Annotated in this window: 11 protein-coding genes and 1 pseudogene; all 12 read right to left on the bottom strand. The window is 49.5% G+C overall.

The features are described from left to right. Positions 1-50: 50 nt before the first annotated feature. The 12 genes and pseudogenes from L7E55_RS02515 to hisB all read right to left on the bottom strand — a co-directional run bounded on the left by L7E55_RS02515 (position 51) and on the right by hisB (position 12,526). A complete protein-coding gene (locus L7E55_RS02515; RefSeq protein ID WP_277442431.1) occupies positions 51-452 on the bottom strand; it encodes a DUF134 domain-containing protein in 402 nt (133 codons plus the stop codon). 17 nt (positions 453-469) lie between these two features. Further along, positions 470-997 carry a gamma carbonic anhydrase family protein gene (locus L7E55_RS02510; RefSeq protein ID WP_277442430.1) on the bottom strand — a complete coding sequence of 176 codons (528 nt, stop codon included), beginning with the start codon at positions 995-997 and terminating at the stop codon, positions 470-472. 278 nt (positions 998-1,275) lie between these two features. Continuing rightward, complete coding sequence (locus L7E55_RS17565) at positions 1,276-1,428, bottom strand: phosphoribosyl-AMP cyclohydrolase (protein WP_338091147.1); 153 nt, start codon at positions 1,426-1,428, stop codon at positions 1,276-1,278. Between the two features lie 52 nt (positions 1,429-1,480). After that, positions 1,481-2,437: a Ser-Thr-rich GPI-anchored membrane family protein gene (locus L7E55_RS02500; protein WP_277442429.1), complete on the bottom strand. Its 957-nt coding sequence runs from the start codon at positions 2,435-2,437 to the stop codon at positions 1,481-1,483. Positions 2,438-2,654: 217 nt separating this feature from the next. Then, positions 2,655-3,242 (bottom strand): imm11 family protein, encoded by a 588-nt coding sequence (locus L7E55_RS02495; RefSeq protein WP_277442428.1) that lies wholly within the window; start codon positions 3,240-3,242, stop codon positions 2,655-2,657. Further along, positions 3,239-3,532 (bottom strand): annotated as a pseudogene (locus tag L7E55_RS02490) (AHH domain-containing protein); the annotation flags it as partial. The gene L7E55_RS02495 and the pseudogene L7E55_RS02490, both read right to left, overlap by 4 nt. Positions 3,533-3,550: 18 nt before the next feature. After that, the gene (locus tag L7E55_RS02485; RefSeq protein WP_277442427.1) at positions 3,551-9,076 is read right to left on the bottom strand and encodes a GLUG motif-containing protein; all 5,526 of its coding nucleotides are present in this window, start codon (positions 9,074-9,076) and stop codon (positions 3,551-3,553) included. Between the two features lie 263 nt (positions 9,077-9,339). Next, a complete protein-coding gene (gene hisI / locus L7E55_RS02480; RefSeq protein ID WP_277442426.1) occupies positions 9,340-9,726 on the bottom strand; it encodes a phosphoribosyl-AMP cyclohydrolase in 387 nt (128 codons plus the stop codon). Positions 9,727-9,778: 52 nt separating this feature from the next. Next, positions 9,779-10,537, bottom strand: coding sequence for an imidazole glycerol phosphate synthase subunit HisF (gene hisF, locus L7E55_RS02475; protein ID WP_277442424.1), 759 nt, complete (start codon positions 10,535-10,537; stop codon positions 9,779-9,781). A 2-nt stretch (positions 10,538-10,539) separates the two neighbouring features. Next, the gene (gene hisA / locus L7E55_RS02470) at positions 10,540-11,280 is read right to left on the bottom strand and encodes a 1-(5-phosphoribosyl)-5-[(5-phosphoribosylamino)methylideneamino]imidazole-4-carboxamide isomerase (protein ID WP_277442423.1); all 741 of its coding nucleotides are present in this window, start codon (positions 11,278-11,280) and stop codon (positions 10,540-10,542) included. Beyond that, a complete protein-coding gene (gene hisH / locus L7E55_RS02465; protein ID WP_277442422.1) occupies positions 11,274-11,885 on the bottom strand; it encodes an imidazole glycerol phosphate synthase subunit HisH in 612 nt (203 codons plus the stop codon). Before hisH ends, hisA begins: the two co-directional genes overlap by 7 nt. 50 nt (positions 11,886-11,935) lie before the next feature. Then, positions 11,936-12,526, bottom strand: a complete 591-nt coding sequence (hisB, locus tag L7E55_RS02460; protein WP_277442421.1) for an imidazoleglycerol-phosphate dehydratase HisB — start codon at positions 12,524-12,526, stop codon at positions 11,936-11,938. Positions 12,527-12,530: the final 4 nt, after the last annotated feature.

Raw genomic sequence — 12,530 nt, 5'->3', positions numbered from 1 at the left:
AAGAAGCCCTCGGATTTCACCTTTCGGTGAAACGAGGGCTATTGATTTAATTAATTCACCCGGTGCCAATTGTTTGCGTTACATGCCGGGCATCTGGTGCGACGGCAGCAAATAATATCTTCCCAATGGTGGCCACAATTTTTACAGGCTAATTCAAACTTGGCCAGTTTGAAATTTCCGCCGGTTACTCTTAATGCAGACCCTTTCACCAACGCGCCGGCTATTTTTTTCCTGGCGGCAGTGATTATCCTGTAAAAAGTAGGCCGGGAAACAGACATTTTCTCACTGCATTCTTCATATTCCAGTCCTTCCAAATCTCTAAGGCGAATTGCTTCCAGTTCCTCAACCGTTAAGTGTATTTCTAAAAGTTCCGACATTGGAATTCCGGAAGGTTTGAAATAAGTGAACTGTGGCAACTGCTCGACTCTCCTGTATTTTGGCGGTCGCGGCATCTATTACACCTCGGCAGCTAATCTATTTTTTCCATTCCGTTACGCAAGTATTGTTGAGCCAGATCAACATAAAGTTGTTTGCCCCACGTCCAAAACTCAATGTCCCGGGGTTCAACATTCCTCATTATACGGGCCGGGTTACCGGCTACAACGACTTTTTCGGGCACACTCTGATGACTCTTAACAACACTTCCCTCAGCGATAATAGCCCAACTACCAACTTTGGCATGAAGACTCAAAATGGCGCCCATTCCGATGACAGCATAATCTTCAATATCTTCCGCGTGAATTATCGCGCCGTGCCCTACGGTTACACTCCGCCCAATCCGGCAGGTACCGCAAGGCGGCGCGTGTATAACCGTACCTTCCTCAATCGCCGTACCCGAACCGATGACAATAGTGCCGTAATCTCCCCTGAGAATGGCTCCGTGTCCTATGTAACTATTTTCACCAATTTGAACGTCACCGATAACCATGGCCAACTCGCTCACATAACTTCCCGCGCCAATTACCGGCTCTCTACCCGCGAAACGATACAACGACATAGAATGCCCCCAAATAATTATGAAATAATGTTTATTATAATACGATTAAAAAAAGATAGTCAAGCCGGTAAACTTAGAAAGAGGCACAAAAGCCCGCTGCATCCGGCCGCAGGCCACGCAACGGGCTTTATCTTCGTTTTCACTTAAGATTGCTTTCCATAAACCTGATCCGGATCAAACAATTTCTCGCCGACTATGGCAACGGTTCCGTCCTGCTCCAACCGGCAATGAAAACAGGTGCGGTATCCTTCATGACAGGCCGCCCCTTGTTGTTCCACCTAAAGCAGGAGTGTATCGCGGTCGCAGTCGTAGAATACCTCTTTTACCCGCTGTATGTTGCCTGAAGTCTCTCCTTTATGCCAGAAGACCTTCCTGCTGCGGCTCCAGAACCAGGTTTCACCAGTAGCCAGTGTCTTTTCCAATCTTCCCATGTCTTCCTTCTTTCCCGATAGAATCCGTAGCTATCTCAAATACTATCGCATACTAAGGTGACGAATTGATGGTGAAGGTGGCGTCGCTTAGATCGTATACATTTGTGTCGCTGTTGCTGGTAATCCTGATCTGGTAATCGTTACCGGCTGCCTGGCTGCCGGGGATTGTCCAGCTGTATGTGCCGGATTCCGGGGTGACGCTGCTGACTATGACTTTCTGGAACACGCCGCCTTTGTATAGGGACAGCCTGGCGTCTGTCGGACACCCTTCTCCGGCGTAAGTCCAGGTGAGCTCTTTGGCTGCTCCCGCCTGCCAGTTCTCGCCGCCGTTGGGGCTGGTGAGGGTGATGGGCTTGCTGATGGTGAAGTTGGCGTCGCTCAGATCGTACACGTTTGTGTCGGTGTTGCTGGTGATCCTGATCTGGTAATCGTCCCCGGCTGCCTGGCTGCCGGGGATTGTCCAGCTGTATGTGCCGGATTCCGGGGTGACGCTGCTGACTATGACTTTCTGGAACACGCCGCCTTTGTATAGGGACAGCCTGGCGTCTGTCGGACACCCTTCCCCGGCGTAACTCCAGGTGATTTGTTTGGTGGCTCCCGCCGGCCAGTTCTCGCCGCCGTTGGGAGCGGTGAGGGTGAAACCGCTTGTATGCTCCTCGACTGTTGTAAAAGTAAAGACATAATCATTTTCCAGAGAGTTGCCGGCTCTATCTTTTACAGCGCCAGCGGGGACATAAACCGCGTAAGTTACACTGCTGCTGCTGAAGTCACTTATGGGATCAATAGTGAGCATATCGTTGTTAATATTGTATATATAGTTGACTACTGAATTGTCACTAGTATTTCTAATGTTGATATCTTTGAAGTATACGTCCTCAACTACCGTTTCGGAAAAGGTAACGTATACAGATGCGCTTACAGATACATCTGTAGCACCATCGGCAGGATTAGTATTCTTAACAGTTGGCGGGGTCGTATCCGATGACGAATGGTGGCTAACGCTAAGCATGTTGCCCCCGGGATCATATGTATAGTCTATCTTTTGGCCATTTGGGTAGGTTACCGAGGTTAAGCGGTTAAGGGCATCATATTTATAAACTGCAGCACTTGCCTGTAAGGATGCAGATAGATGAATGAGCAAAAAAAGGACTATCATTCTAATATAAGAACTGGATTTAAACATTATTTTCACCTCGCTAGTTGTTACTCGTTAAATTTATATTATTTTACGACGTATACACCTGGTGGAAAGAGTATCCAGTGAAACCGTTGGCCACAAAAATATTTCTAAAACGATCGGAAACAATTATATATTGCTTAAACTCCATTAGTCGGAAGATATCATATCCTTCAATAATTGTCCTACGTAGAACTGGTTTACGGATACACCGTACTTTACCCCTTCGTTCCGGCAAAAAGTAATCGTCTTCAAATACATCATAGTCGGATTTCTCGAAATCTAAAGCCGGTAGAAGATTCAAGATGTTAGCAATGGCAAAACCTTCTATAGGCGAGCCGTCAGGACGGAGCACATGCACAGGTAGGTATTGTATGCCAGTAACACCTGCATTATCCAAAGCTTTGCGCAAACGGGCCGAGTAGATTGGTGGACTAATGGCATTCTGAAGGACATCATCGGGATCTCCATCGTATTTTGGTTCGCTGGCTTGAAACCATGCTGATTTATCCCACTTCTCTATCAATTGTCCTCTAACAAGTTCAAATTCCTCTACTCCTTTAAGAACAACGGTATCTGCTATAAAAGGGTTTTCAACAATGTTATCACATTCGAGGGGATCATACCATTTTTTCATGGCAAACCAACTCCTTTTACAATATCCGGATTTTTAATGAGTTCATCTTTTAATTCATCTAATTCCTTTAGTAATGCATTTTTATAGTCTTCTCCAGAGAGGTCCATAGTAGCTTCATTAAGTCGCCTTAGTACATATTGACGATATTTTAATGAATGTCTTCCCACATGTCCCTCTAAGAAAAATATATTCTTTTCATTTTGTAGGCTCATTCCAGCTCTATTAAATATTTGCTCAAATTTTTCCGTAAACCCACTTTGGATCGCCTTATCAGAAGCAATATGGTGTAACTGTCCCTTGGTTCCCTTTCACCCATACATTCCCAAAACAATTCCACTAGCTTCATCAATGTCAGTTCTAGTTTCCTCATCAATTAGGCTTTGCAGGGCCAGTTGGGCGAAGTCTTGTTCCTCTTGAGAATAGTTTCCTTTAATGATGAGTAATTCATTTAGTACTTTAATCTGGTCCGAATACACTGACAAATTATATTCTGCAATATCTTTATCCCACCAATTATAATCTCCATTCAAGATATCTGTTTCATTCTGTATCTGTTCTTCTAAGGTAATATACTGTTCATATAACTCCTCATAGTTATAATTTGCAAAATCCACATTGGCTGCCCAGTAAATTCTTCCACTTCTATGCCCCGTTGGATCTACAAGCAATACCGGGTTACCCTCGCAGTAAATATACCGGTTCTGCGACTGCGGGTTGCTAACTTGACCAGTTAACGTGTCTGGGCTCAGGAACCTTTTGGCAACCGGGTTGTAATAGCGCGCCCGCATGTAGTACAGGTCACTGGCATCAGTCATAACGCCGTAACGGCCGTTAAACAGGAACGGCGTTGCGGTGTTTCCGCTCCGGTAGATTAATTCTCCATAAGGGGCGTACTGGAAGCGGTCGGTCACCTGGCCGTTGTCATCCGTCAGGGCGATGGTGCTACCCCGCATGTCGAAGTGGTAGCTGCGGTATTCTCCTCCTTGATCTTCCTGGCCGATTAGGCCCAGGCCGTAGATGTAAAAGGTCTGTTTGTTTTCTTCGTCTCTTTGGACTAATACTTGGCTTAAGCGGGCGTTCGGATTGACTGTGTAGCTGGTTTGACGGTCTCCGTTGCTGGCCCGGACGCGGTTGTTAACGGCATCGTAAGTGTATGTGATATTCCCCGCCCCGGTCAGCCGGCCGCGGGTGTCATAGGTGAAGTTGACCATGTTGCCGGCCAGGGGCCCTTTTGTCATATTACCGTCGGCGTCGTATAGGACGGTCTGTCCGTTATACGTAGCCAGGCGGTTATCGGCAGCGTAGGTCAAGGCGGTGTCGTCCATGGTTAATTGCCCTGTTTCGTTGGAATTCTTCTCTTCGGTTAGATTTCCTGCAGGGTCGTAGGTGTAATCGTACTGGCTGATGATACTGTCGCCTGTATTTTTATCTTTTTGCTGCGCCAGCCGGCCGGTGTCGTCATATGCGCGGGTCGTCTCCGTGCCGTTCGGGTGAACTGTCCGCACGAGCCTGCCGTTGGGGTCGTACTCGTAGGTGGTGATCCGGCCTGCCCAGTCGGTTACTTTCACTAACTGATTGTCGTCATCGTATTCGTAGTTAACGCGCCGGCCCCCAGGATAGGTGAGGGTAATCAGGTTACCGGCTGCGTCGTAAGCGTATTCAATAATGTTACCCTGAATGTCCATGTATTTGACCAAGCGGTTTAAAGCGTCATACCAGCGTTCGGTTGCGCCGCTGCTGTCGGTGGCGGTTAGCATGTTGCCGTTTTGGTCGTAGGTAAGGGTCACTGTCCCGTCGGAACTGGTGAGGCTGACCAGGCGGCCGGCGGCGTCATATTCGCAAGTGGTTGTCTGGCCTCTGGCGTTGGTTTTATGCGCTACCAGGTTCCTGGCATTATAAGCCAGGGTGGTGCTGCCGGAAGCGGCGGTGGTTCTGCCGGTCAGGCAGTCGGCAGGGTCATAGTTGAAGCTTGTCTCGTTGCTGTTAGGGTCTACCATGGCCGTCCGGTTGCCGTGGGCGTCAAAATCCTGGCTGCCCTGGCCGTTCAGGGCATCTGCGGTTGTTTTCAATCTGTTCAGGTCGTCGTAATAAAATTGGGTGCTCTGCTCCAATGGATTGGTTACTTTAACCAAGCGGCTCAGGCTGTCGTATTCATTGTTAGTGGTGTTCCCCAGGGCATCACTGATGTTTTCGGGGTTGTTCAACGGATCATAGCTGACGGTGAGGATTTGTTTACCCAGGGCATCGGTTTTTCCGGTTAGATTGCCTGCGGCATCGTAATGGTTGGTGATTGTGTTGCCAAGGGGATCGGTAACGCCGGTGAGTCTGCCCAAGGCGTCATAGCTGTAAGTGCTCGTGTTCCCGCGTGGGTCGGTGATTGTTACCAGGCGGTTTTCCGCGTCGTATCCATAACTGGTCTCGTGGTTTAAGGCGTCAATTATACTGATAAGTTTTCCGTTGCCGTTGTATGCGTAATTGGTGATATAACCCTTAGCGTCAGTTTTCGTGAGTATGTCGCCGCGCCAATCGTAAGTGACACTTGTGGTGTTTCCCAGGGGGTCGGTGACAGCGACCGGGTTGTCTGCAGCGTTATAAGACATGACGGTTTGTTTGCCTTCGGCGTCGGTGATGGTGACTGGCCGTCCGGCCTCGTCATAATCGTACGTGGTGGTGTTTCCCGCCGGGTCGGTGACGGTTTTCAGCAGGCCGTCTTGGTAGGTGTAGCTGGTGGTGCCGGAATTAGGAGCGGGGGTTGTTTTGCTGAGCAGTAACCCGCTATTGTCGTAGGTATAGGTTGTGGTATTCCCCAAGGTGTCGGTTATGCTGGTTAAATTATTGCTTGCATCGTAAGTGAAATTAATTTGTTTACCGGCTGCGTTCTTCACGGACAGGAGGTTGTTACTGCCGTCGTAGGTTATGATGGTGGTGTTTCCAGCCGGGTCGGTGATATTAAGGAGATTGCCGAAATCGTCATAGCCGCAGGCGGTGGTATGGTTCAGGGCGTCAGTTACTCTGGTACGGCAGTTGTTGTTGTCATAGACAAAGATTTCGGTGCTGTTATCCGGGTAGGTGATAGCGGTGCCACGGCGCTTTTCATCCCAGGTGACAGTGCTGGTATTACCCAGGGCGTCGGTTACGGTCGTCTGCCGGTTGGCCAGATCATAGCTATACTGGGTGGTGCTGCCGCAGCCGTCGGTCTGCCTGATTACCCTGCTGTTGCTGTCGTAGGTGTTGCATAAGAGAGCATTACCGACGGGAGAGATAATTTCGGTCAGGCCTTGCGCGTCGTAGTTATATTGGGTGATATTGCCCAGGACATCCCGCACTGTGGCCAGGTTGCCGCTGCTGTCATAAGTATAGGCGACGTTCCGACCGGCAGGGTCGGCTACACCTGTCAGATGGTTGTCGGTATCGTAGGTGAAGGTAAGGACGCGGCCGGCCGGTTCGGCGGCTGAGGTCAGAATGCCGTTGGTATAGGTCAGGGTTAGAGTGTTGCCGTTTTTATCCGCAATACTGGTCAACCGGCCTTCAACGTTAAAAAAGTACTTGGTCTGGTCCTTGAAAGTGAGTGTGTAACCACTGCCCGGGCCAGCGGTAATTGTCTCGAAGCAGCCGGGGGGACGGGTATATACGCCATTGTCAGAAGTAAAGGTGTAGGTATGACCGTCGGCATAAGCTACAATGACGCTCCCGTCGTTTAATGTAAGGTTTGTGTTGTAGTTATGTGTCCAGCCCCGGCCTTGGGGACCTGTATAGTTGTCCTGAGAGTTGTAAAACCGGGTAAACTCCAGGGACGGGCCTATTGACGGAATGGCCAGGTCTGTTTGTTCCAGGATGAAGTTGCCGGTGGAAAGGTTGACTGAGCCTTTTCCGTATTGGCAGTAGGGGCGTTTGCCCAACGCGGTTTTGTCGTTGTCTGTTTGCAGGTACGGATAGCTATTACCTTCGTCTATCGCCCATATTGCGGTAAAATCCCATCCGTCAAATGTGGCCTTCTGTTTCATTTGCGCCGTGGTTCTTCCATTATTACCGGAATTGCCGGCGTAGCCGTCGCCGCCGATGCAGGAAGTTTGTTCCGTGGTATTTATATCCCAGTAGCAGTTGTTGATGACTGCCGAAGAACAATTATAGCCCACCAGAGCGCCAACGAAAATACCCGTGCTTGACACTCTCCCGGCGGCATAGGAATTATGCATATTACTACCGCAGGTTTCACCGGTTAGTCCGCCGATAAAACCAGTGCCTGTCACTGCACCGGTGGCATAGGAGTTGCTTATATCAACGGCGTTACCAGCCAGCCCGCCGACGTAAATATCACCTGTCACTCTGCCGGTGGCATAGGATTTATTTATATTACCGACCTCACCTGCCAGCCCGCCAACGTAATCATCAGCGCCTGACACTGTACCGGTGGCATGGGAATTAATCACATTGTGATAAGTACACCCTACCAGACCGCCGACGTAATCATCATCACCGGACACTCCACCAATGCCTGTCACTGCACCGGTGGCATAGGAATTGTTGATATCACCAACATGAGCATAGCCTGTCAGCCCGCCGACAAAACCAATGCCTGTCACTGTGCCGGTGGCATAGGAGTTATTTATATTGCCGTCTAAAGACCCGCCAACCAGCCCGCCAACGAATATATCATTACCGGACACTGTTCCGTTGGCATGGGAGTTGATTACATTATTGTAAGCGCACCCGATCAGTCCGCCAACGTACTCATTGCCGGACACGCCGCCGGTGGCGTGGCAGTTGCTTACAACTCCATCAGTGCTGCCCACCAGACCGCCGGCGAAAAGACCGGTACATGACACTCCAACGTCTGTATGGGAGTTATTAACATATTCCTCATCTGAATTCACATATCCCTCTTCTGAACAGCCTACCAAACCGCCAACGAATCTGTCTCCTGACACGTTGCCGGTTACAGAAGAGTTATTTATTTTGCCAAAAGCAACCCCAACCAACCCGCCGACAAAAACGGAATCATTTGAACCAACAATGTTTACGTCTTCCAAATTGGTGTTGCTAATCTCGCTGGAATCGCTGGTACAGCCGAACAGTCCCAAGAACAAGTCGCCTCGAACATACAATCCGCTGATAACTTTACCATTGCCGTCAAAGTACCCGTTAAACGGGTTGTCCTCGTCCCCAATGGGCGTCCACCCGTTTGCCTCCTGGCCGAAGACGGATAAATCAAGATCGTTCATTAACTTGTAGTGAACTGCTTCACCAACTGTATTTCTAATCGAATCGAGATCTTGCGCGGTATAAATCAAATAAGGGCTGGACGAAGTTCCATCACCTTGCAGTGCGGTAAATGTATTTAATCGACTTGGGGAGCCGGCGCTATAGGTGGACTTGGTCACCGTATCTTCCGCAGCTGCATCAAATGTCTCCCGTGGATATGTTGTAGTGAGACCCGGTGAAAAAGTTGACAACGGCTGCAGTATTATATCCCCTGTTTTTCGCTTTAACAGTATGGTTTCCGCCCTGTCATGCGATTTTTTATCAAACTGGGGCAGGTAGTATGCTTGTTTTCCGTCACTGGTCACATATACCGAGTCGCCAAATGTTCTGGCATATTTTTCAACAACCTCGTCGATAATCTTCCCCTGGTCTGAAATAAAGGGTAAACGAATAGCTTTTGTTTCTTCTCTAAGCCCGTACGGTAACTTTTTACCCACTTTTTCAGGTTTGTTCAGGTAATCTGTTTTTTCTTCCGCTTTTACGGCCGGAACATTGAACCATAACAGACTGAATAACGCAATAATTAGGGTAATTAGCTCAAGTTTTCTTTTGTTTTCCCATAATTTTATCAATTCCATCCCCCCATGGCATACTTTAACAAATAAATCTATATTATTACTATATTTCCTGCTATTTTTTCGACATTAATTTTATCCTAATTACAACATATTTCGACATATTATCCTATGAATATTTTCTAATAGGTGGTTGGCAAACCCAAATTGTCGTTGGATAGGATGGATTTTATGGATTTATTATTAACGTAATCCCAGTAATGGTTAAAGCCCGCTGCATTGGCCGCAGGCCGCGCAACGGGCTTTATCTTCGTTTCCATTTAAGATTGCTTTCCATAAACCTGATCCGGATCAAACAATTTCTCGCCGACTATGGTAACGGTTCCGTCCCGCTCCATCCTGTAATGAAAACAAGTGCGGTATCCTTCATGACAGGCAGCCCCTTGTTGTTCCACTTTAAACAGGAGGGTATCGCGGTCACAGTCGTAAAACACCTCTTTCACCCGCTGGACGTTGCCTGAAGTCTCTCCTTTATGCCAGAAGACCTTCCTGCTGCGGCTCCAGAACCATGTTTCACCAGTGGCCAGGGTCTTTTCCAAAGATGCCTGATTCATATAGGCCATCATCAAAACCTCTCCATTATTTGCGTCCTGGACTATGGCCGGAACAAGGCCTGCTTCGTTGTATTTGATCATGCTTAAATCCATAACTAACCCCCATTACGCTAAAAACTATCATACTCGCCACACTGGGCGTGAACTAGATTCTCACCGCGATGCCAACAGACCGCAAGTATTCCTTCGTCTCCCGGATCGAATACTCACCATAGTGAAATATTGAGGCAGCCAGCGCGGCGTCAGCTTCTCCTTCAGTCAGACCTTCCGCCATGTGCTGTAAAGTACCAACCCCACCGGAGGCGATTACCGGTATATTCACCGCTCTCGCTATGGTCCGGGTTAAAGGGAGATCAAACCCGTCTTTAGTGCCGTCCCGGTTCATGCTGGTGAGCATTATTTCCCCGGCTCCAAGTGATTCCACTCTTTGAGCCCATTCCCGCGCATCGATCCCGGTGGGAGTACGGCCCCCGTGGATGTAAACCTCCCAGCTGGCCGGTCCCGACTGCCGGGCGTCAATGGCAACCACGATACACTGGCTGCCGAACCTGCCCGCTGCCTCAGCCACCAGATTCGGATTCTTGACCGCGGCGGTATTGACTGATACTTTGTCCGCGCCGGCCGTAAGGATGGCGCGGATATCCTCCAGAGTGCTGATTCCACCACCCACGGTGTACGGGATAAACACTTCGCCGGCAGTGCGGTAAACCATGTCAAGGGTGGTTTTACGCTCCTCAAAAGAGGCGGTGATATCCAAAAATATCAGTTCATCCGCCCCTTCCCGGTCATAAAAAGCGGCTAGCTCGACCGGGTCGCCGGCGTCACGCAAATTAACGAAATTAGTTCCTTTAACAACCCTGCCGTTAGCAACGTCCAAACAAGGAATAATCCTTTTCTGAAGCATAATTACGCCTCCGCTTCTTCCCCGGCGGCAATGGCCAGCGCTTCTTTTAGGGTAACTGTCCCGGCATAAAGTGACTTGCCTATGATCACTGAATCGACACCCAAATGCTCTAATTTTTTCACTGCTCTGAGGTCGTCCGCGGTGGAAACACCTCCGGAGGCGACTACTTTTAAACCGGTAGCCCTGGCAAGTTCCCCGGTGGCTTCCAGGTTTGGTCCCTGCAGGGTACCGTCACGCCTGATATCGGTAAACACGACTCGCTGGACACCCCGGTCTTGTATTTCTTTGGCCAGTTCCAGGGTACTCTTGTTCACAGTCATACCCCAGCCTTCAATGGCTACACGCCCGTTTCGCCCGTCAATGCCTACCAGTATAGCCTCCCCGTACTTGTCGCAGGCCTCGGAAACCATTTGCGGCTTCAAGATAGCCGCCGTCCCGAGGATCACTCTTGTCGCGCCCAGTTCCAGCAAGCGTTCCACTGTTTCCAGGCTTCTTATACCCCCGCCTATCTGCACCGGCATTTTGACGGCGGCCAGTATTTCACTGATTACGTCCAGGTTCTTGGGAGCGCCTGCGAAAGCGCCGTCCAAGTCAACAACGTGCAGCCAGCGGGCGCCCTGTTCCTGCCAGTGAACGGCCATTGCCACCGGGTCGTCAGAATAAACTGTTTCCTGATCCAACTTGCCCTCCACCAGCCTCACACACTTGCCGGCACGCAAGTCAATTGCGGGAATAATTAACATCCTTCAACCACTCTCCCAAAATTCTCTAATATTTTCAAGCCCAGGGAACTGCTCTTTTCCGGGTGGAACTGAATTCCGTAGACATGCCCCTTTCCCACGATACAGGCAAAATGCACTCCGTACTCAGTCAGCGCCAGGGCCAGTTCCTTCTCAGCCGGGTCGACATAATATGAATGGACGAAGTAAAATGAAGAACGGTCGGGAATCCCTGCAAGAAGCGGATCCGGGCGTTGTATCTCCAACTGGTTCCAGCCCATATGCGGTATCTTCAACCCTTCCGGCAAGCGGCGCACCCGCCCCGGGAAAATACCCAGTCCCTCGTTGATTCCCCACTCCTCACTTGTTTCAAAAAGAAGCTGCTGTCCCAGGCAAATACCCAGGAACGGCTTCCCGGCTGCAACCGCCCGGTGAATGGCGCCGTCCATGCCGGCTGACCGCAGGTTGGTCATGGCATCGGCAAATGCGCCCACTCCGGGAAGAACCACGCCGTCGGCTTCATCTACCTGCCCGGGACTATCAACCACAACAGTCTTAACACCAACCTTCTCAAAACCTTTATGAACACTTCTCAGATTTCCCATTCCGTAATCAATAATCGCAATCATTTTATCCTCCAACAAACATTGCTTTTAGATAGAGATTCAATAAATTAACCTTACAGAACGCCTTTCGTGGAAGGAATCCCGCTCACGCCGCTCGCGGCGGCAGCTTCCCGCAGAGAATGTCCCAGAGCCTTGAAGACGGATTCAATAATATGGTGCGTGTTTTTCCCCGCCATCAAACGAACATGCAGAGTAAACTCACCATTTATGGCCATCGCCCTTAAGAATTCCTCAACCAACTCGGTCTCAAAATCTCCAACCCGCTGCGCGGGCATGGGCACGTCGAAAGCTAGAAACCCCCGCCCGCTTAAATCAACCGCCACTAAAGCCAATGCTTCATCCATGGGGATTATTGCGCTGCCATAGCGTTTAATCCCTTGTTTCCCGCCCAGAGCTTCCTTTATCGCGCGACCCAGGCAGATACCGGCGTCTTCAACGGTATGGTGCCCGTCAACATGTATATCACCATGCGCCACAATATCCAGATCAAAATTAGCATGCTTGGTAAAGAGCTGCAGCATATGCTCAAAAAACGAAATTCCGGTATATATCCGGGAAACCCCTGTGCCATCCAGATTTATAGACACATCTATTTCGGTTTCATAGGTTTTGCGATTGATTGTACCTTTGCGCAATTCGTTCATAAGA

Origin of the sequence: Pelotomaculum isophthalicicum JI, assembly GCF_029478095.1 — a bacterium.
In the GTDB taxonomy this organism is placed as follows: domain Bacteria; phylum Bacillota; class Desulfotomaculia; order Desulfotomaculales; family Pelotomaculaceae; genus Pelotomaculum_D; species Pelotomaculum_D isophthalicicum.
Note: the sequence above shows the minus strand (reverse complement) of the source record. Positions and strands in the feature narration are given on the sequence as shown.